19 protein-coding genes and 1 pseudogene are annotated in these 20,258 nt (G+C 64.5%); 12 read left to right on the top strand and 8 right to left on the bottom strand.

Going from position 1 to position 20,258, the window contains the following annotated elements; all coding sequences use genetic code 11:
• Positions 1 to 186: 186 nt before the first annotated feature.
• A complete protein-coding gene (locus OHB12_RS34085) occupies positions 187 to 738 on the bottom strand; it encodes an MspA family porin (RefSeq protein WP_327114330.1) in 552 nt (183 codons plus the stop codon).
• Between the two features lie 476 nt (positions 739 to 1,214).
• Here OHB12_RS34085 and OHB12_RS34090 point away from each other — a divergent pair, with 476 nt between their 5' ends.
• Positions 1,215 to 2,156 carry an endonuclease/exonuclease/phosphatase family protein gene (locus tag OHB12_RS34090; protein WP_327114332.1) on the top strand — a complete coding sequence of 314 codons (942 nt, stop codon included), beginning with the start codon at positions 1,215 to 1,217 and terminating at the stop codon, positions 2,154 to 2,156.
• Between the two features lie 77 nt (positions 2,157 to 2,233).
• Here OHB12_RS34090 and OHB12_RS34095 read toward each other — a convergent pair whose 3' ends face one another.
• Genes OHB12_RS34095 through OHB12_RS34105 form a run of 3 tightly spaced genes read right to left on the bottom strand, consistent with a single transcriptional unit; the run spans position 2,234 to position 4,643 of the window.
• Positions 2,234 to 3,121, bottom strand: coding sequence for an alpha/beta hydrolase (locus OHB12_RS34095; protein WP_327114334.1), 888 nt, complete (start codon positions 3,119 to 3,121; stop codon positions 2,234 to 2,236).
• On the bottom strand, positions 3,118 to 4,494 hold the full coding sequence (locus OHB12_RS34100) for a M20/M25/M40 family metallo-hydrolase (protein ID WP_327114335.1): 1,377 nt from the start codon (positions 4,492 to 4,494) through the stop codon (positions 3,118 to 3,120). The genes OHB12_RS34095 and OHB12_RS34100 overlap by 4 nt, the downstream gene beginning before the upstream one ends.
• Positions 4,491 to 4,643, bottom strand: coding sequence for a hypothetical protein (locus OHB12_RS34105; RefSeq protein WP_327114336.1), 153 nt, complete (start codon positions 4,641 to 4,643; stop codon positions 4,491 to 4,493). Before OHB12_RS34105 ends, OHB12_RS34100 begins: the two co-directional genes overlap by 4 nt.
• Before the next feature lie 315 nt (positions 4,644 to 4,958).
• Here OHB12_RS34105 and OHB12_RS34110 point away from each other — a divergent pair, with 315 nt between their 5' ends.
• Both OHB12_RS34110 and OHB12_RS34115 read left to right on the top strand, forming a co-directional pair.
• On the top strand, positions 4,959 to 5,396 hold the full coding sequence (locus OHB12_RS34110; RefSeq protein WP_327114337.1) for a TY-Chap domain-containing protein: 438 nt from the start codon (positions 4,959 to 4,961) through the stop codon (positions 5,394 to 5,396).
• Between the two features lie 55 nt (positions 5,397 to 5,451).
• The gene (locus tag OHB12_RS34115) at positions 5,452 to 6,186 is read left to right on the top strand and encodes a DUF4191 domain-containing protein (protein WP_327114339.1); all 735 of its coding nucleotides are present in this window, start codon (positions 5,452 to 5,454) and stop codon (positions 6,184 to 6,186) included.
• Between the two features lie 236 nt (positions 6,187 to 6,422).
• On the opposite strand, the gene OHB12_RS34120 is transcribed toward OHB12_RS34115, so the two are convergent.
• Positions 6,423 to 6,878: an RDD family protein gene (locus OHB12_RS34120; protein WP_327121721.1), complete on the bottom strand. Its 456-nt coding sequence runs from the start codon at positions 6,876 to 6,878 to the stop codon at positions 6,423 to 6,425.
• 252 nt (positions 6,879 to 7,130) lie between these two features.
• Between OHB12_RS34120 and glnA the strand changes: the two genes are divergently transcribed.
• The 4 genes and pseudogenes from glnA to OHB12_RS34140 all read left to right on the top strand — a co-directional run.
• Positions 7,131 to 8,567, top strand: coding sequence for a type I glutamate--ammonia ligase (gene glnA / locus OHB12_RS34125; RefSeq protein WP_327114341.1), 1,437 nt, complete (start codon positions 7,131 to 7,133; stop codon positions 8,565 to 8,567).
• Between the two features lie 153 nt (positions 8,568 to 8,720).
• Entirely contained in the window at positions 8,721 to 9,086 is a 366-nt protein-coding gene (locus tag OHB12_RS34130) for a type II toxin-antitoxin system RelE/ParE family toxin (protein ID WP_327114343.1), read from the top strand.
• Positions 9,086 to 9,418 carry a helix-turn-helix domain-containing protein gene (locus tag OHB12_RS34135; protein ID WP_327114345.1) on the top strand — a complete coding sequence of 111 codons (333 nt, stop codon included), beginning with the start codon at positions 9,086 to 9,088 and terminating at the stop codon, positions 9,416 to 9,418. The genes OHB12_RS34130 and OHB12_RS34135 overlap by 1 nt, the downstream gene beginning before the upstream one ends.
• 57 nt (positions 9,419 to 9,475) lie before the next feature.
• Positions 9,476 to 9,946 (top strand): annotated as a pseudogene (locus OHB12_RS34140) (glutamine synthetase family protein); the annotation flags it as partial.
• A gap of 60 nt (positions 9,947 to 10,006) precedes the next feature.
• On the opposite strand, the gene OHB12_RS34145 reads toward OHB12_RS34140, so the two are convergent.
• Together OHB12_RS34145 and OHB12_RS34150 are read right to left on the bottom strand one after the other, a co-directional pair.
• Positions 10,007 to 11,026, bottom strand: a complete 1,020-nt coding sequence (locus OHB12_RS34145) for a hypothetical protein (RefSeq protein ID WP_327114347.1) — start codon at positions 11,024 to 11,026, stop codon at positions 10,007 to 10,009.
• Between the two features lie 8 nt (positions 11,027 to 11,034).
• A complete protein-coding gene (locus OHB12_RS34150) occupies positions 11,035 to 11,232 on the bottom strand; it encodes a hypothetical protein (protein ID WP_327114349.1) in 198 nt (65 codons plus the stop codon).
• 288 nt (positions 11,233 to 11,520) lie between these two features.
• On the opposite strand from OHB12_RS34150, the gene OHB12_RS34155 reads away from it, so the two are divergent.
• The 5 genes from OHB12_RS34155 to OHB12_RS34175 all read left to right on the top strand — a co-directional run bounded on the left by OHB12_RS34155 (position 11,521) and on the right by OHB12_RS34175 (position 18,779).
• The gene (locus tag OHB12_RS34155) at positions 11,521 to 12,456 is read left to right on the top strand and encodes a prenyltransferase/squalene oxidase repeat-containing protein (protein WP_327114351.1); all 936 of its coding nucleotides are present in this window, start codon (positions 11,521 to 11,523) and stop codon (positions 12,454 to 12,456) included.
• 113 nt (positions 12,457 to 12,569) lie between these two features.
• The gene (locus tag OHB12_RS34160; RefSeq protein ID WP_327114353.1) at positions 12,570 to 12,959 is read left to right on the top strand and encodes a hypothetical protein; all 390 of its coding nucleotides are present in this window, start codon (positions 12,570 to 12,572) and stop codon (positions 12,957 to 12,959) included.
• A gap of 34 nt (positions 12,960 to 12,993) precedes the next feature.
• Positions 12,994 to 14,934 carry a type VII secretion target gene (locus OHB12_RS34165; protein WP_327114355.1) on the top strand — a complete coding sequence of 647 codons (1,941 nt, stop codon included), beginning with the start codon at positions 12,994 to 12,996 and terminating at the stop codon, positions 14,932 to 14,934.
• On the top strand, positions 14,934 to 16,949 hold the full coding sequence (locus OHB12_RS34170; protein WP_327114357.1) for a hypothetical protein: 2,016 nt from the start codon (positions 14,934 to 14,936) through the stop codon (positions 16,947 to 16,949). Before OHB12_RS34165 ends, OHB12_RS34170 begins: the two co-directional genes overlap by 1 nt.
• Positions 16,950 to 16,961: 12 nt before the next feature.
• Positions 16,962 to 18,779 carry a glycosyltransferase family 2 protein gene (locus OHB12_RS34175; RefSeq protein ID WP_327114359.1) on the top strand — a complete coding sequence of 606 codons (1,818 nt, stop codon included), beginning with the start codon at positions 16,962 to 16,964 and terminating at the stop codon, positions 18,777 to 18,779.
• A 34-nt stretch (positions 18,780 to 18,813) separates the two neighbouring features.
• Here OHB12_RS34175 and OHB12_RS34180 read toward each other — a convergent pair whose 3' ends face one another.
• Positions 18,814 to 19,575 carry a hypothetical protein gene (locus tag OHB12_RS34180; RefSeq protein ID WP_327114360.1) on the bottom strand — a complete coding sequence of 254 codons (762 nt, stop codon included), beginning with the start codon at positions 19,573 to 19,575 and terminating at the stop codon, positions 18,814 to 18,816.
• Between the last annotated feature and the right edge of the window lie 683 nt (positions 19,576 to 20,258).

A 20,258-nucleotide genomic window follows, 5' to 3' on the forward strand; every position in this document is an offset into this window, starting at 1 on the left:
ATCCGGGTTGGACGTCTTCGTCGGGGTGGGTGGGTTCCCCGGGTGGTGTTGTATCGCAGGGCTTCCCAGGGATCGTAATCAGCTCTTCGTCACATGGTGGGATCGGCTCTGCCTGGGCCGCGACGGCTTGGGTGCCCGCCGCTATCACTGCGGCCACAAGGGCTGTTCCTATGCGGCGTTTCATGATCACAACCAGATCGGGTCGCCGTAGACGGCGACGGAATTGTCGGCGGTGGCCGTGGACATCGACACGATCGCGTACGCGCGCAGGCTGACGGCCCCGAGGCAGGCATCCACCTTGATCTGCACCTGGTCCACGCTGATGGAGCCATGCGGTCCGGCCAACGTCTTTGTGCCGAAGGGAAGGGCGGTGATCGCTCCTGGTTTCGGATTGACCGAGATCGACGGCACCGCCAAAGCGCTTCCGCCGACATTCAATCCCGGTGTCGGCGCTACCGTGATACCGACATTCGGGCCGATCAGTCCCGACAAACCCACGGCGACCCCGGTGGAGACATCCACCTGGCAGCCGATTTGATAGCCGAGCGTCAGGCTCCCTGCGTCCACCGGCTGCTGGCCGGTTCCGGAGATGTCGGCAGTCGCTGTGAGGCTCACGAACCCCTCGCGGGTGAACGGCGTCGCTGCCAAGTTCGGAACGCGGTCCAGACTCGCCGCGGTCGTGGTGACCCGCAGGTCCCAACCATCCTCTGTGGTGACCGCCCGTGACTTGTCCGGCATCGGATCTGCCTGTGCGATCCCGGGAGCGCATACTCCCTGAAACGCTGCCGCCACGAAACACAGTGGAGCAATGACCGAACGCCTCATATCCATGTCCTCTTCGGTGAACTGATACAGCCGAAGAACCTTATCGCACCCGAGACGGTCATGTGAATCGCTGGCCTTTTGTGGTTTCGCGTGAATTCGTAGTTATTGCAGGAGTATTGACGCCGCCGCCGGTTCGGTGACGGTCGGCAGGACAACGCTGCACCGCGAAATCACCGGCCCCCGAGTCGATATAGGATGTCCCGCAGGCGCGCACTCACCGGCGGTCGATATCGTCCTTGTCCCAGAACAGCGTCAGTACCAGGCCCAGCGGATCCGTTCGCTGCCCTTCCCGTGCGCCGGGGATTCTGGCGGGTACGGATGGTGAGCCAGACGGCGCTCCGCATTTGGGCCACATCGGATCTCCACAATCGGCGGATAGGCTCGACCACATGCGTGGATGGGCGGACCGGGCGTTGCTCGAAGCGGGGTGGTGCGCGGTGGCGGCGGGAGCCGTCGGGATCGTGCTGCATTTCGGAGCGTGGCAGCGGCGATGGCTGGTGGTGGTCGCGTCGGGGGCGTCGTACCTGATGATCGGGGCGGTCGTCGGTCTGGTGCTGTTCCTGATTGCGCGCAGGTGGCGCAGCGCTGCCGTCGCAGGGGTGCTCGCCGCGGCCACGCTGTGGACGCTGGTGCCCGCGTTCGTGCCCGAGGGGCGGGCCACGAGCGGGACGCAGCTCACCGTCATGCAATCGAACCTGCTGTTCGGCGGCGCCGATCCGGTGGCCGTGGTCCGCGCGGTGCGAGAGAACCGGATCGACGTGCTGACCGTCGATGAACTGACCGACCAGGCGATCGAGCGATTGACGATTGCGGGAATCCAGGAGGATCTGCCGTACCACTACACCGAGCCCACACCCACGGGCGGCGGCGGCACGGGCATTTACAGCCGATACCCGTTGCGCGACACCACGAAATACGTCGGTTTCATCCTGAACAACGTGTCCGCGACAATGGATCACCCCGAGCGCGGACCGATCACGGTCTTCGCCTTACATCCGGTCCCGCCGCTCGCATTCAAGGCATGGACTGCCGAGATGCGCAGGGTCCGTGAAATCCTCGATGCCCGAACCGGTCCCGCGATCGTTGGCGCGGACTTCAACGCGACCCGCGACCACGCGGCATACCGCGACCTGCTGCGCGGCCGCTTCGCCTCCGCCGCCGACCAAACCGGCGCGGGCCTGCTGCCCACCTTCCCGAACGACCGCGGCTGGGGCCCGGTGATCGGCATCGACCACATCCTCCTCGCCGAAGCCACCGCCGAAAAGATCCACACCCTGACCGTGCCCGGCTCGGACCACCGCGCCGTGCTGGCCCAAGTGCGCTTCCACTGAACGGGCCCGCCCCAGATCGAGCTGTACCAGCTGGCACGGATGAACGCGATGGATCGGGTGGTTCCCATGCGTGGATACTACTGGCTGGTAAGGTGCGCCTCCAGCCAGCCGACCACGTCGCTGAGCACCTTGTCCTGCTCGGGCTCGTTGAACACCTCGTGATAGAGGCCTTCGTAGCGGATCACGGTCAGATCCTTCGAGCCCGCGCCCCGCTCGATGAGGTCGGAGCTGGAGGGCTCGGCGATCATGTCGGCGGTGCCGTGCAGCACCAGCAGCGGCGCCGTGAGCTTCGACAACCGCCCCTTGACCGTGGTGCTGGCCTTCAGCATCTCGGCGCCGGTGCGGGCGGGCAGCTTGCCCCGGTAGACCAGCGGATCGTTGTCGTAGGCCGCGACCACCGCGGGATCACGACTGATCTGCGACGAATCCAGTTTCAACACGCCGAGATTCGGCGCCAGCCTACTCAGCACGGGCGCGAGCAACCGCTGCGCCGGATTGCCGACCGGGATGTCCAGCGGCGGCGCGGACACCACGATGCCCGCGACGTCGATCGGCGCGCGGGTGGCCAGGTAGAGCACGATGAGGCTGCCCATCGAGTGCCCGAGGAGGAAGTGCGGCACGTCCGGGTGCTGGCGGCGCGCGATGTCGAGCATGGCGGCGACATTGTCGGCAACGCCTTCCATCGAGCCGATGTTGGCCTTGCCGCCCGCCGACTTGCCGTGGCCGATGTGGTCGAGCGCGTAGACCGCGAAACCCTCGGCCGCCAGACGCTGCCCGACGTGGGTGTAGCGGCCGGAGTGTTCGGCCACGCCGTGCACGAGGACGATCGCGCTCCGCGCCGTGCCGTCGGGCAGCCACCCGCGCCAGGCCACCCCGCTGCCGGTGCCGTCGAACTCGCCGGACTCGGTGCGGATCGCGGGCAGCCCGGTCGGCGTGGCGTCGTCCGCCGTGGGCTCGGTGGTCATGCATCGGCTCCTGACGTCGATGGCGCACTGGTCGTAGCTGTTGCGAGCCGCTCGATCAGCCGCCGGTTGAACTCGATGAGTCGAGCGTAGTTGACCCGGGAGAGCCGCTCGTCGGTTCCATGAATCGATGCCAGGTCGCGTTCGTTCAGCACGATCGGGGCGAAATTACAGCGGGTGCCCGCCAGATCGTCGTAGTGCCTGGAGTCGGTGGCGCCGGGGACGAGACCGGTGGTCACCGCGATACCGGGGACGATGTCGCGAGCGAGCTCGGCGATCAGGTCGAAAGTGGGGCCTGGACCGGTGCTGCGCGACGGTTCCGCGGACACGCCGACCAGTTCGAGGCGGACACCCTTGTCGCGCACCACTTTCCGGCAATGATCCAGCACCGAGGCGACCGAGTCGCCGGGCAGGATGCGGAAGTTCACCAGCGCCTCGGCATGCTGCGGCAGCACATTGGACTTCACCCCGCCGCGGATCACAGTGGGCGCAGTGGTGGTGCGCACCAGCGCCTCGGTGTGCGGACGGGCCGCCATCACCCGGGTGATCACCGGCGCCGCGACGCCGGCGAGGCCGAGTAGGCGCCGCCGCGGCTCGGGCATGGCGTGGCGCAGCCGGGCCAGCATGTCCGCGATCACCGGGGTCAGGCGCAGCGGCATCGGATGGTCCTGGATCCGGCCCACCGCGCGAGCGAGCCGTCCGACCGCGGTCTGTTTGCCCGGCATGGACGAATGCCCGCCCACCTCGGTGACCGACAGCCGAACCGTCGCGCAGCCTTTCTCGCCGAGCATGATCGTGGCCACCGGCTGCCGCACGCCGTCGGCGATCCCCTCGGTGATCACGCCGCCCTCGTCGAGCAACAGGTCCGCGCGCACGCCCGCCTGCCGGAGATGGTCGGCCATGCGCTCGGCGCCATGCCCGCCGAAGACCTCCTCGTCGTGCCCGAACGCCAGATACACGGTGTGCCGGGGCCGGATACCCCCGGCGAGCGCGGACTCGACCGCCTCCAGGATGGCGACGACGCGGCTCTTGTCGTCGATCGCGCCACGGCCCCAGATGAATTCGTCGTCGACCACCCCCGCGAACGGCGGATGGGTCCAGCGCTGCGCATCGTCCACGGGCACCACGTCCTGGTGCGCGAGCAGGATGGCGGCGACCCGGCCGGGTTCGCTGCCCGGCCACCGGTAGAGCCTGCTGTGCCCGAACCGTCGCAGTTCGAGCTCGGCGTGTACCAGCGGGAAGGACTGCTCGAGGTGGACGTCGAGGAGCTCGAACGCGGCTGTGGCGGCATTCTCCAGGTCCTCCGCGGACACGGTGGCGCAGCGCAGCGCCGCGGCGAGGCGTTCGGCGGTCAGATCGTCTACCGGCTCCGTCATTGGTCACCGGCGCGCTTCGGCACATTCATGGACACGGTTGCATTGTTCAGCACGCCGGGACCGAGCATGATGGTCATGTCGTTTCGCCACTTCACGATGCCCTCGGTGACGTCGCCGGGCAGGTCGGGGTTGCGCGTTCCGATCAGCATGGGCAGCTCGACGCTCGCCGCCTGCTTGTCATCGAGCCTATGTCGAATTGATGCCGGGTGTGACCAGTCCGGATTCGTAGGCGAGCATGACGAGTGGCGAGCGGTCCCGGCCAGGCAGGGTGGCCGGCAGGCGGCTCACATAGGTGCGGGCCGTGGCGGGGCTGATGTGCGGGCTTGCGCCGATATCATCGAATTATTTCATATTGCTATGACTGCGTGAACTCTGCCGTGGTTCACCATAATTCGCCTGGTGCCTGCGGCTGGTCGGCGTATGATCAGCCCAGTGTGAGTGCCCGGGGAGGAATGAGCGTGCCGGTGACCGCGGATTGGGAACGGTTCGTGCAAGCGCTGACGCAATGTCTCTCGGAGCTCCCTTCGCGCGCGACGCTGATCATCGCGGCGCCGGGTAATCGCTACGTCCAGTTCGTCCAATACGACATCAAATTATCCGCTGAGCTGGCCGGTAACAACTATTTGACGCAGCCGATCCCGGATGTCGCCGCGCAGGAGTTGCGCGAACTCGGCTGGCACGAGCCGGTGCTGCGGCGCGACACGGACAACTGGACCAGAACGCTGTTCTGGCCGATCTCGCCGAGCAGCCTGCTCGCGTTCGCCCGCTCGGTCGCCGTCGGCCTGCGCGACGCCCTCGGCGTCACCACCCCGGTGGAGCTGCGCGCCATGGGCTGGACCGAGGCATCCGGGGATCTGGATCTCAGCGTGCTCGGCCCGATCGCCCGCCGCGGCTGGAATTGATCGCGCCGCTGTCCCGTGGCAAAGCCGGGACTACCTGGGCACTATCCTGAGAGACATGGCAGCAGGCAAGCCCACCAAGGAAGCGAAGGCCGCGGCGAAAGCGGCTCGCAAGCAGCAGTCGAAAGAGCGTCGCAGGCAACTCTGGCAGGCGTTCCAGATGCAGCGCAAGGAAGACAAGCTGCTGCTGCCGCTGATGATCGGCGCCGTGCTCGGCAGCACTGCCGTCTTCGTCGTCATCGGCCTGATCTTCGGGCTGACCTGGTTCCTCGTTCCGCTCGGCGTGGTGCTCGGCGCGTTGCTCGCGTTCATCATCTTCGGCCGCAGGGTGCAGAAGAGTGTCTACGGCAAGGCCGAGGGCCAGGCGGGCGCCGCGGCCTGGGTGCTGGACAACTTGCAGGGCAAGTGGCGGGTGAACAACGGCATCGCAGCGACCACGCAGCTGGACGCGGTGCACCGGGTGATCGGCCTGCCCGGCGTGGTGTTGGTCGCCGAGGGCTCCCCGCAGCGGGTGAAATCGCTTTTGGCCCAGGAAAAGAAGCGTACGGCCCGGCTGATCGGCGACACCCCGATCTATGACGTGGTCATCGGCAACGAGGAGGGCCAGGTTCCGCTGAAGGAACTGCAGCGCTACCTGACCAAGCTGCCCCGCAACATCGACACCAAGCGCATCGACCTCATCGAGGGCCGGCTATCCGCGCTCAGCTCGCGCAGCGGGCCCGCGCTGCCGAAGGGCCCGATGCCAGGGGGCGCCAAGATGCGCGGCGTGCAGCGAACCATCCGCAGGCGCTGACCCCGACTCCCGGAGGGGCACGCGTCCCTGCGACACGGATTCTTTGCCTTCTGCTCTATATCTAGCCGGGCTGGCCGACGGCGCGTGTCCTTAGAATGCGCGCCAGGCGAAGACGCCGAAAGAAGCTACAGCAACAAGCTCGAGCAGGAAGCGGGCAGCGAGCATCATCGGATTCAAGGACACCGGCGCAGCCTATCGGCGTGACCTGGCGTCGAGCAGGTCCGATGCCAGGTGGTTCAGCGGGAGTGCACCAGCGCTGTGCCGGTGGCGCGATCGTGCATCCCACGCCCGTCGGCGTCGGTGAACAACGCGGGCACCACGAAGATCAGCAGCACCTGCCTGGCCAGCGCGCGCACGAACCCGACCGGCGCGGGCGCGTCGATGCGGATCGTCCGCAGCCGCAGGAAGTACTGCCCTGGCGTGAAGCCGAACAGCGTGACCGCGCCGACGCCGATCACGAACCAGATCAGCAACGTCAGGCTCGACGCCGAGCCGCCGCGCACGATCAGCGCCGCGATGCCGAGCGCGATCAACCAGTCCACGAACAGGGCGGCGATGCGGCGGCCCATGCCCGCCAGCGAGCCCGCTCCGGTCTTCGGCAGGCCGAGGTGTTCACCGGGGAACTCGGAGGTTGCCGGCTCTCCGGAGTCGGCTGAAGGTCCGGAGAGCCAGGATCCGGTGATGCGTGCCATGCACCCCAGAATAGGCGCGCCCGGTCGGCCGCCCGGCACCGCATAAGTGGACTTCAGGTCGCCGCGTACCTCGGCCGATAGCAGGACTACCATGCAGTTCGAGCCAGGGTGGCCATCGCCACTCGGCCAGGCGTACGCGTAACACTGGCGAAACACAGCCTTGACTGCAGGGAAACACGGCATCCATACCGTCTGGTCGCGACGAACCCATGCAATCGACACTGGCTGGGAACCGATCCGTAAGGAGAACAAGTGACGTTCAGCACGGCCGACGAGGTCATCAAATACATCGCTGACGAGGACATCGAGTACATCGACATCCGATTCAGCGATCTTCCCGGTGTTCAGCAGCACTTCTCGATCCCCGGGAAGGCTTTTACCACCGACCTCGCCGAGGAAGGGCTGGCGTTCGACGGCTCCTCTGTCCGTGGGTTCCAGTCGATCGACGAGTCGGACATGCTGCTGCTGCCCGACTTCAGCACCGCGCGTGTCGACCCGTTCCGTGCCGCCAAGACGCTGAACCTCAACTTCTTCGTGCACGACCCGTTCACCCGTGAGGCCTACAGCCGCGACCCGCGCAACATCGCGCGCAAGGCGGAGGAGTACCTGCGTTCGACCGGCATCGCCGACACGGCGTACTTCGGTCCAGAGGCGGAGTTCTACATCTTCGACTCGATCCGCTACGACTCGGCCATGAACGGCGCCTTCTACGAGATCGAGTCGATCTCGGGCTCCTGGAACACCGGCGCGAAGTTCAATCCGGACGGCACCCCGAACCGCGGCTACAAGGTCCGCAACAAGGGTGGTTACTTCCCGGTCGCCCCGTACGACCACTACGTCGACCTGCGCGACAAGATCTCGACCAACCTGCAGAACTCCGGCTTCGAACTGGAGCGTGGCCACCACGAGGTCGGCACCGCCGGTCAGGCCGAGATCAACTACCGGTTCAACACCCTGTTGCACGCCGCCGACGACCTGCAGCTGTTCAAGTACATCGTCAAGAACACCGCGTGGGCCGAGGGCAAGACCGTTACCTTTATGCCGAAGCCGCTCTTCGGTGACAACGGCTCGGGCATGCACGTGCACCAGTCGCTGTGGAAGGACGGCAAGCCGTTGTTCCATGACGAGTCCGGCTACGGTGGGCTGTCGGATATCGCGCGCCACTACATCGGCGGCATTCTGCACCATGCGCCGTCGCTGCTGGCCTTCACGAACCCGACCGTGAACTCCTACCACCGCCTGGTCCCGGGCTACGAGGCCCCGATCAACCTGGTGTACTCGCAGCGCAATCGTTCTGCCGCGGTGCGTATCCCGGTCACCGGGAACAACCCGAAGGCCAAGCGCATCGAGTTCCGCGCGCCGGACTCCTCGGGCAACCCTTACCTGGCCTTCACCGCCATGCTGATGGCCGGCTTGGACGGCATCAAGAAGAAGATCGAGCCGATGGCCCCGGTCGACAAGGACCTCTACGAGCTCCCGCCGGAGGAGGCCAAGAACATCCCGCAGGCTCCCACCAGCCTGGCCTCGGTCATCGACCGCCTGGAGCAGGACCACGACTACCTCACCGAAGGCAACGTCTTCACCGAGGACCTGATCGAAACCTGGATCACCCTCAAGCGTGAAGGTGAGATCGCGCCGGTGAACCTGCGTCCGCACCCGTACGAGTTCGAGCTGTACTTCGACGTGTAAGTCGTTGTAGCGCCAGACGTTTCGAGCCCTCTCGCACCGACCGGTGCGAGGGGGCTCGTCCCGTTCGTTGGGCTGGTCCGTTGCTGGTCGTAGCCGCAATCTCGGCGGTAACCCCGAGAAGTGCGATATAATATTTCTGTTATACTTCAGCCGGTGACCTGGGAGATCAGTCTTCATCCGGAGGTGGAGTCGTGGTACTTGGCGATTTGTGCTGGCGATCCGGAAACGGGTGATCTGATCGAAGATGCGCTCGTTCAACTGGTGGTCGAAGGTCCTGCGGCCGGTCGTCCGCTTGTCGACCGGATCAAGGGCAGCCGGTATCACAACATGAAGGAACTGAGACCTCCATCCGCTGGAACCACTGAGGTGCGCATGCTCTTCGCGTTCGACCCAGCCAGGGAGGCGATTGTTCTCGTCGCTGGTGACAAGTCCGGAAACTGGCAGCGATGGTATCGCGACGCGATCCCGTTGGCCGATGAGCGCTTTAGCGACCACTTGGAAGCGTTGAAGGAGAAGTGATGAGCACGAAGTACACGAAGTGGAGCGAGGTCAAGGCGAAGGCGCGCGAACTCGACCCGCGAACCGAGGATGAGCGCGCAGCGGGTGTCGCGCGGGCGCGTGGCCGACGCGAATCGTATGTGCGCGGTCATCAACTGGCCGAGATTCGCAAGGCGATCGGGCTCACTCAGACGGAACTGGCCGGATTGCTGGATGTCTCGCAAGCGCGGATCTCGAAGATCGAGAGTGGAGAGATCGCGGGTATCGACACCATCCGGGCCTATGTTGCGGCACTGGGCGGGAAGGTGGACGTCGTCGTCACGCTGGGCGATCGCACCTGGAAGGTCGCTTGAGAGCCGTAAACCAGCTGCGATCATAGCCGAAGACATCCGGCCGGGGCGTCTCTCCGGAGCGGTCAGGCCGAGATCAACTACCGGTTCAACACCCTGTTGCACGCCGCCGACGACCTGCAGCTGTTCAAGTACATCGTCAAGAACACCGCGTGGGCCGAGGGCAAGACCGTTACCTTTATGCCGAAGCCGCTCTTCGGTGACAACGGCTCGGGCATGCACGTGCACCAGTCGCTGTGGAAGGACGGCAAGCCGTTGTTCCATGACGAGTCCGGCTACGGTGGGCTGTCGGATATCGCGCGCCACTACATCGGCGGCATTCTGCACCATGCGCCGTCGCTGCTGGCCTTCACGAACCCGACCGTGAACTCCTACCACCGCCTGGTCCCGGGCTACGAGGCCCCGATCAACCTGGTGTACTCGCAGCGCAACCGTTCTGCCGCGGTTCGTATCCCGGTCACCGGGAACAACCCGAAGGCCAAGCGCATCGAGTTCCGCGCGCCGGACTCCTCGGGCAACCCTTACCTGGCCCTTCACCGCCATGCTGATTGGCGGCTCACGGCTCCTGTAGGGCATCCAGCCACTCACGTACTACGCGGTACTCCATGTGGGTGTGCCGTAGACGTTGAGTTTGTCGACGCCGTGGTCTACAGAGAAGCCCAGTCCGACTGCTGAGTAACGCCAGGTCGCCCCACACGATTCTGCTGCCCGGGCGAGGGCGTCGACGGCATGGGTGGTGCCGTGGTGCCGGGAGGCGAGTTCGCACACGAGCCTGGTCAGGTCGTCGCGTTGCCTTGCGCCCAGGGAAAGCCCGAAGCCAGGGGCACCTGCCCCGCGTGCACAGCAGACGAATAAGTCGTGCTGATGGAGTTCGTCCGCGTCGACGCCACACCGAACGAACTCGGACAGCACTTCCCATGCCGGATCACCGAAGTATTGGGCCAGTTTCATCGGCACGGCGACGTCGTCGTACCGGGCCTTCAGGTAGATCTTGTGGTTCACGTCGCCGCGCGCGTCCACCTCAATCGCGGCACCAACAGGAGTAATGAGCTTCTCGTGGTCGGGTACGGACGCCAATCCGGCGAACCCGGGCCATTCACTGCACAACCGGCGCAGCGCCCCCGGCACGATCTTCAGACCGCCGTACACCTTGAGACGGGCTGCATGATGTGGCGCTGCGGCATGATGGACAACCCCTATCCACGTGGCGGAGCGATGTCGCGCCGCGACTTTCGCGGGATCGGGATACAGCGTCGCGACGAAGGACTGCAGCATGTCGGCGACCGTCTTATCTCCGTTCGGCAACCATGCGACGAGATCCCGGAGTGCCGCGAGTTGAGCGGCGATGCGAGAGCCGAACTCCGTCTCCTGCGTCGCGGTCTCAGTGATATAGCGAACGGCAGGCGTGAACTTCCCTCGGCCACCGGTCACACTGGCTTCGAACGGAATACCGGAGATGGTCAGCATGCTGGCTCGGTGTCCATCCGGCCCTCGCGCGGCCAGCTGTCCGCCACAGGCGCGTCCCACCATGGCGTGCATGGGTGCTGGATCACAACGCAGCGTCAACCGCTCGGCCAAGTCGACCAGGAATTCTCCGGCGGCTCCAGACATAACCATCGTCAGGATTGTCCGGTGGGGACGGGGGCTGCGGGCGTCGCGCCCGGGGCGGCGGGTGTATTGAGAGGGGTCGATGGAATGGTCGGCGCGCCATGGTCGCCCGCGGTGTCCGGTGCGGACTGGTCGAGCTCGGTCGAATGCAGAAACCCTTGGAAGGCACCGAAGTCGGCCCGGCCCTGCGGATTGACATTCTTACCCATACCGACAAACTCTCTCATTCCGACCGACGTGCCCAATCTTTCGCATCCCCATCGCTGGGGACAGCGCATGTGTGTCGCTGGCCTGCCTCGGCGCGGCATACGCCGCTATCGGCTACAGGCGCGACTTTCGCGGGGACACGCCTGGGCGCCCGCGTACGCCACCGGTGACTGTCTCCATCGGTGTCTCGTTGCCGTCTGTACCGTTGGTCGCGGTGGACCTCAGCTGCGCCGATGTATCCTGGCGGCATTTCGCCTCTTGGTCGGGATCCGAGATAGAAAGCGGGTGTCGTGGATAGTGATCTCACCCAGGTGGTCGCCGCGGCGTGCGAGTTCCTGGTCGGCCATCAAGACCCCGACGGCCATTGGCGCGACTACGAATTGCCGCCCGGCAGATCCGAATCCTGGATCACCGGATGCGTGGGTGTCACGCTGGATCTCGCCGCAGGACTCGCCTCGCCCGATTCCAACCGTACCCGGGCCGTCGACCGGGCCGTTGCCGCGTTGCGGGACTCGCAACGACCCAGTGGATGGGGATACAACCGTGACGTCTCGTGCGACGCCGACTCCACGTCATGGGTGGTGCGTCTGATCGCTACACGCGATACCGAACCAACAGTGTCGAAGGGCCTATTCACCAACTACCTCACATCGACGGGCGGAGTGCGCACCTTCCCATCACCTGCGGTATTCGGGTCCTGGGCGGACGAACACGACGAGGTCGCTGCAATGGCGGGACTTGCCCTCCTCGCGCTCGGCGACAAGGCCACAGCCGACATCATCCGCCTGCACACCCTGAGCCGCCACCGAGAGCACGGTAGGTGGCTTCCGTTCTGGTGGCGGTCGGACGCCTACGTGACGGCGCACAATCTGAACTTTCTGGCCTGTTCCGGCGGCATACCCTCGTCGATCGCCGCGGCGGAGCGGGAACGCTTGAGCGAATCCGTCGGCCCCGCGGGCGCAGGCATGGCCGCGGGACAGGAGTCATCCTTCGACACCGCTCAGCGCCTGATCACGGCCGTGCGTCTGCGTGCATCCGGTCACGTCAACCTGCTCCGTCAGGCGCTGCTGGCGGCACAGTTGCCGGACGGTGGCTGGCCCGCCTCGCTCGGGCTGCTGGTCCCAGGCCAACGGAATCAAGCCACTCAGATATTCGCCGATGATCGCAGGCTACTCAGCACGGCCATGTCCGTGCTGGCCCTGGTGGACGTTGCGATGGAAACCTGAGGAAACCCGTAAGTGCCGCGGGCCGTCAGGGATCTCTCGCCGCACCAGCTGAGTATTAGCCTTGGTCAGTCGCCGCGCAGGCGGGCGCTCTGCCAGCAAATGAGTGAGGATCTATGAGAGAAATCCACCCTAACGTACGCACCGCACTCGGCATGGCGCGGGAGTTGCGGCACCGCATCGCCGACATGCGCGAACGGGCCGATGAGATCGTTGCGCGCCGCCCGTCCCCAAGCGGCTTGGTCATTCCCGAGGTGGACGCGATGGGGCGGCTGCTCGGCCTGTATCTGGCGCCTGGAACCTGCGCCCGGCTCGACAATCGGGAACTGGCCGCCGACATCATGGCCGCCATCACAGAGAGCACCGAAGACGCGCGGCGGCAGTACGACATCGCCATGAACAACACCGACAATCTGCCGCGGCCGCTCGCGGAAGTCATGCGGGAATTGCGGGCTGGGACCGAGCCGGACCGGCAGGTCCCCAAATTTGGGAAGGCGGAACAATGAGTCTGAGATAGATGGCGGGAGGGATTAACCGAACATGCCCGAATACCTGGATGTTGAGCCGGAGCAGCTGCGCAGAATTGCCAAGCAGCACGATCTGGCCGCTGCAAACATCCGGAAGTGGGGTGAAATCCCGCATGGCTGGCTCGCCGACTTCGAATCTGCATACGGGTCGATTGCCGACCCGATGCGGGCAGCTCTGGTGGACTACTACAACAGGCGCCACGACACTGCCGAACGCCTCGCCGCTAACCATGAGCGGACGCGAGACGAATTGATCGCGTCGGCGAGATCACTCGAAGACGGCGATCAGACCGGCAGGCGCCAGGTCACCCAGGCGGGTGGCATCGACCACAAAGCCCCTCCGGTCGGTCCGACGCCCGGCGCATCCACGGATCCTGCGGCGCCGGTGGGCACCAGCCCGGACACACCGACGGTGAACGGCACCCAGCCGGGGCGGCGTTCCGCCCTCACACCCGACGCCCCGGGCATGTCCGACGAGACTGGCCGCTCCGACCAGGCGCCCCTGGCACCCGCCGCATCGGCACCACAAACCTACGACACCGCGCCCGCTGGAGCCACCGCACCGACCTGGACGACGCCGCTCTCGGTCGACATACCGGTGCCCGGCGCCGCCGACATACCCGTAACTCCGGCCATCAACGCGAACAGTGCCGCAGGCATGGTCAGCGGGATAGGTGCACCACTGGCCACAGGCCCGTTCGCGGCAGCGGTCGTCGTCGGTGCCGCGGTCTCGGCCGGCGGGATGCCTGCACCACTGGCGACAGGCCCGTTCGCGGCAGCGGTCCACGCGGTCAAGGACAAGCAGGCGCTACCGTCGTTCATGGTAGGTGCGCAGGTTGAAGAGGACTTGGTGCTCGCCCGCACCTTGCTCGCAGCGACCCTCGCCGCCGTAGCTGATTCGGCGCTCGGTCTGGAATGGGCGGTGGTGGTGCTGCGGACCCCTGTCGGGCCCATCGTTCTGCTGACCTCCACCGAGGGCCGTGGCTGGCTGCCTCCCGGACTGTTCCTGCCGTCGGAGATCGCCCTCCCGTGGAGGTGGGACGTCGTCCTCGACAACGTGGCTCGGGAGGCCACAGCGGCATTGGAGGGCACCACCGACCCGGCCCGGATGCTCGCCGAGTTCGGCTTGATGGGCCGCCTCAGGAGTGTCCGAATCAGCGCCCTGGTGTCTTCCGCGGCAATCACCGACGACCTGCGCGCAGCCCTTGGCGACGATGTCGCCATCGAGGGCCGGGTGTCCGCCGCCGAGTCCGCCGTCGACTTCACTTCGCCTGGCATCGGACTGGTCGACCGGCTCGCGCTGGCCGGCTCGGACGAGTTGCTGCGACAGGCGGCGACGGTGCCCGAAATGGAAATTCGGGCCAAGTGCCTCGAGCTGGCGCGAGCCGCGCATGCGGGGGTCCGCGCCGCCGTATCCGGCATTGAGGGGGAGATCTCCACACACCGCGCCTGGCGGCAACGGATCCTCGATGCCCTGCACGTCGGTCGGCCCATCCCGGCGAACTGGTGGGACCAGATACGCGCCGATGACATGACGGCGGCGGCACTGCAGTCGCGGCGGGTGGACGTGTCCCACGTTCCTGTCGGCGGCGTCCGCCTGGGATACGGCACCGAAGCCCTGCGCGGCATGGTTTTCGAGCGCCGTGCGGACGAACTGCTGCTGTTGCTCGCCGCAGGCGAACCCGACCGGCAGACTCTGCGCGATGTGCTCTACACGTACGGCCAGATAACTGAGCACCCGCTGTTACCGGCGGCGGCGCGTGTAGCGGTGGCACAGGCGACGGAGACGACGAGCACAGGTATGGCGGTCCCGAACGTCGAGGTTGCTCGCAGTATCGGACCCGGTGCCCACGGCGTCAGTTCCGTCGGCCCCGGCGGGGCTCCCCCGTCCATCGCTGAATTGCTGAAAGGTCCGGCGGAGTTCGAGGGCTCCAGCGAGCAGAGGAGAGTCTGATGGGCGACAAGGTAGACGACGCCGTCGATAAAATCAACAAGCACTACGAGCCGAGCACCTGGGATGGGGCCGGTTTCCAGGACGGCCAAGCCAAAGACTCGTTGGATGCGCTGGCCGGATTGAATTCAACCGAGTTCAAGCAGGCTTTCGATAAACTCGAACCCGCGGAAAGAGAAATGCTCGCCAGAGATGCCGGCGACGATCTCAAGAAAGACGACAAATACAAGGAGATCATCAACGCGCTTGCCAGTGGCGACCCGGCACATGTCGTCGACGCCAAGAAGAAGAAAGAGGATGAGGCCAACAAGCCGGAGTTCGAGAAAGGTTATGGCTGGGAACTGCCCGACGAGAAAGAACATCTGCATCGGGTCGACCTGTATCAGCCGAAGGGTGCCAGTGCGGCGCTGATATCGCTGATCGAGGACACCGAGTTCACTATGCAGTGGGGATTCGACACACTCGGTGCCCGTGATCCGAAGGCTGCGCCCGACTTCACCAACGTGCTCGACGGCGAACAGGTCACGACCGCAGACGGCTGGTCACAGATCAAAAGCCAGCACGAGACTCTGAAGACCCAGCTGGACAAACGTCAGCAAGAGTACACCGAAGCGCACAAAGACGTAAAAGTCAACACTAGTGACTCCGCGATACTGAACTCCGAAACCTTCAAGAAGCTCAAGGTAATCGAGGACGACCTCAACGAGAAGCTTCAGTTCGAGTTTCCGGGCTACACGCAGGACGGCGACAAGATCAGCTACAGCTACAAAGACGTTGACAATAGCCAAACCAAGATCGTAGCCTACGAGAAAAACAAAGATTCGGGCAATTACTACCTCACTGCCGAAGCGGAACAGAACTATTACGTCAAGTACATCGACGACGCCGCCGAGAAATGGGATGAAGAGTACGCAAACGCGACCAAGGAGTTCCAGAAAAAGGCGGATAAGGTCGACAGCGACAACAATAACAACAATAACAACAAGACCGCCACGGATAACAGCGGCAACGTCGACAACGGTGCAAACAACGGTACTGCGAACACGGGTCAAAATGGTTCCACACAGCAAGCCGGCTATCAGAGCACGGATTTCGGTCCGCTGTACGATGACTTGACCGCGAGTTCTACGGACAGCTCCCTCGGTTCCACGTCCGATAGTTCCCTTCTGGGTAGCGGTAGCGGTAGCGGTGGTGCTTCATCGAGCGTGGACTTCGGTTCTCTGGTGCAGGCGGCGCTGCAGAATGGCTCCGGAAACGGGTCGGGGACCGGCACGACCGCGACGACCGGCAATGCCACGACCCCCGCTACTAGTGGCAGCGGTATCGGCGATGCGATGCAGCAGATGATGATGATGAATGCTATGTCTCAGATGGGGAACCAAAACCGTCAGCCCAGCGATGACAGCGGCAATGACAGCAGGTATTCCAGGGATTCCCGTGACGCCCGACGCCGCGACCAGCAAGGCGCCGCGCCCGCGGCAACCGATCCCGCCGTTCAGACATCTCCTCCCGGGGTGGCGGCGCCGACCGACGCGGGTACTCCGCCGGCGGTAACAGCACCCGGCGCAATGGTGGATTACCCATTGCCGGACAAGTCGACCGTGCAGGTATCGTCGACGGTCGCGGAGGCTTTGCAGCGGCAGCAGCAAAATGTCGCTATGGATGCGGCAGCCGCGTATGCGGGAACCACGGGTGAGTCGACACCGAATCATCCGTGGTCGACGATCAATGATGTCGCCCAGCTGAAGACAGGCGATGTCGTGCAGTGGGAGAACCACAGTGCGCTGGTCGTCAACAACCAGAACGGTCTGCAAATCCTGGACAACGGTCAACTCGTTCCCTTGGATCCGAACAGTCCCCCGCTGATCGAGAAGTACGGGAATTTCTCGGGCTACTTCCATCCGACCGGTATGGACGTCGGTGGCAACGCCGGCCCCGGAGCCGCGGTTCCACCGCCGCCGACCGTGAGCCAAGCACAGCCTTCCGGTCCACCACCCGTTACACCGCCGAAGGTCTGAGCGGCCGGAGGATTGGGCGCGAAACAGGACATCGTCATCGGTGCGGCGACCGGGTACGAGTGGGCCGATATCGAGGCGTGGGCTACGAGCCTCGTCGCGAGCGAGTTCGCCGGGCTGGGTGTCGTCATCGTGTACGACCGGGATCACCGCGGCGATCTCGTGGCCGATAACCTGGAATCGCTCGGGCTGCATGCGGTGCGAATGCCGCTTCGCGGCAGCGTATACAATCAGCGATTCGAAGATATCGGCTATGTACTGCGGAAATTCGTGCATTCGCTCCGATTCGCCGTTGTCACCGATGTGCGGGATGTGTACTTTCAAGCAGATCCGACCAAGTGGTTGGGAACCCACCTCGAGCGTCCCTTTCTCGCCGTCAGCGAGGCGGTGCGATACGTCGACGAGGAGTGGAACCGGGACAACCTGCAACGAAGTTTCCCGGCACAAGCCGAGCGCTTGCGGTCGAAAGTGATCCGCAATGTCGGTGTCCTTGCCGGGCAGGCCGATATGGTGGCGGACCTGTGTCTCGCGATCTCCTTCACCGCCGAGTCGGCGGGGGTGCCGGTCGCGGATCAAAGCGCATACAATCTGCTGCTCGATATGGAACCGTATCGCTCGGCGGTGCAATTGGTGGCATCGGAGGACGGGTTCGCCTGTCAAGCCGCCACATTGGGGGACCCGGGCAAGGTCAGGGCCTTGCGCCCGTTCCTCTTGGAGCCCGAGCCGGTCCTCGCTGCGGAGGGCGTGCAGACAGCCGGAGGCAAGCTGTATCCGATTGTGCATCAATACGATCGGGTGCCGGAGTGGGATCGCGCGCTGCGGAGCCGACTACGGTCGGCGCCTGTGGTGGACGCGCGAGAAGCAGTCCGGAATACCCGCGACAATCCACCCCCACAGCGTGAACGTTCCGCTTCTTCCCGAGCCGGCGTGAGTCGTGTTCCCGGTGATGCCGACGGCGCAACGATCCTGAACGTGGCACATAGCTTCGGTGTGCCTCGGGGAAGGTCGTCGATGCAGCTGTATTCGCCGGTATCCGAACACTCTTCGCTCGGCGATGGCTCACCCGCTCCGCGAGTGAGCGTGGTCTGCCCGACGTATCAGCGACCAGCCTTCCTCCGCAAGGTCGTCCGCCACTACTGTGCGCAGACCTTCGGCGGCGGAACGGAAATGATCATCGTGGATGATAGTCCGGAGCCGGTCGATTTCCTCGACGAGGAATTATGCCGCGAGCATCGAATCCGATACTATCGTATGCCGAACAAGCGTATGACACTCGGCGACAAGCTTAATCTTATGACTCAGTTGGCTCGCGGCGAGATCATTGTGGAGTTCGATGACGACGACTATTATGCTCCGAAATATATCGAGCGAATGGTCGAATTTCTCGGTGACGCCGCTCTCGTTACCCTGAGCAGGTGGTTCGTCTACGATCCCGCGAACAAGGTGTTCTGCTACTGGTCGACGGATATTCTGTCGCCGACTCACTTCATGCTTTCGCCATGGGAGCCGCTCCAGCCGATTTCGACGAGGGGCTGGCACCCGGACTCGGTCCACGGAAACCTCTGGGGATACGGCTTCTCCTTCGTGTGGCGCAAGTCGACCTATCCGGAGGTGGAAATTCGCGGCAATCCTCCGGATGGCTTGGTCTGCGATTACGATTTCGCTCTCAGGCTGCAGAAGGCCGGTTTCAAAACAGTCTGCGTACCCGATACTGAAGGGCTGGTACTGCACACGCTCCACCCCGGAAGCAGTGTGCGAATGTTTCCGCAGTATGTGCTGCCTGAGTTCTTGATCGAAAAGTTTTTCCCTTTGTATGTGGAGGAAGAAGTGTGACAGCCGGGCTGTGGGTTGCCCGGCCGGGCGCCGGTCAACTGGCCTGGTCGACACTCACATCCGCGTCGACCTGCTCATCGGCAGCGGTGTCGACATCCGCGGAGCGTTGTCCGAAATTGAAATTGAATTCATAACTGCTGTAGCGATTTCGCCCGCTACCCGCATCTTCCCACGTGTATCCGTATTTTCCGATATGCTCCAGGCGGAATCTGGTATCGGCGTGGATGGTGAAACCGCAGCGTCGAGCGCGTTCGCAGAACGCGAAATCCTCACCGAGGTACCAGTGGTTCTCGCCATCTGGGACGATCAGCGGCAGAAAATACGGGACATTGGCGCGGCCGAACTGTTCATTGCAGACCGGGAGCTTTTCCTGCTCCGCGATCGTCTCGTAGACACTCCGTTTGGTGAGCAGGAACCCGCCGGCCGCATACCGGATCTCCAGGGTGCCGCCGCCTTCTCCGAATATGATCTGTTCGGTGCCGGGCAACAAGCTGCAGACCAGTTCGCGTGACCTTTTCTTGGGATAGATACCACAGACCAACGGCAAGTCGTGAGACCGTAACATTCCCACTGCTTCCGGATGGAAGCGGACATCTGCATCGATCCACATCAGCTCATCGAAACCTGCCGCCAAGGCATCTGTGGCGATTTGACTTCGTGCCTGGTCGATTGCGGAACAACCGTATATACGCCAGACGGGATAGCCGAGCCGCTCGAGTTCTGCCAAACCCTCTGCGCACCCGGGCTCGATGTAATCGTTCACCGGTACCAGCACGACACAGCGGGAAGGATCCATTGTCATTTCTCCACCTAGCAAAGGGCTCGTATACGGAGCCAACTGTACCCCGGGAGGTGGAGACCAACAGTTGGTGGGGAGCCGGACAGCAATGCGGATCAGCAGTGCACTCATGGCCGGGTGCCTCGAGGCGACAATCAGGCCTTGGCAAATTCGGGGTGTCCAGTTTTCACTGCCCATCGATCCGCAAAGCGGGTGTCCTCGACGGCACCTGCGTCGAGCTTCTCGCGCGCGCACGCTGGACCGCCGCCGTCCACGCTGTTGCTTCCGCCGATGACTCGCAGTTCCCGCGTAAGGGCGTTGTCCCGGCCGACACCCACCGCATCATCCGGGCCGATCCAAAGGCCAGATCGCTCGCCCTTCGTCCGGATACGGGTGCGTCGTGTGGATGTCGACCGTCCCGCTGAGAACGCCGCTCGTGACACCGACGGGCCGAATGCTCGGCTGGACCGTCGCTCAGCCATTGGTCGGTTGCCCCGCTCAACGTGCGCTACCACAGCTTCCCTCGGGCTGCGGCCCCCGTGCCGCCAGCGCGTCAACGCGTCGGCCGCACCGGCCGGATGGGCGTCGGCGACGGTGATCGGGGCTCGAGGCGATGACTCCGTCACAGATTCGCACCAGCCCATCGTGGACCGCGGCGGTACTCGACATGCAGTGAGGTGCTGTGCCGGTCAGCTGGGGTA

It is taken from the genome of Nocardia sp. NBC_01730, from assembly GCF_035920445.1.
Classification (GTDB): Bacteria; Actinomycetota; Actinomycetes; order Mycobacteriales; family Mycobacteriaceae; genus Nocardia.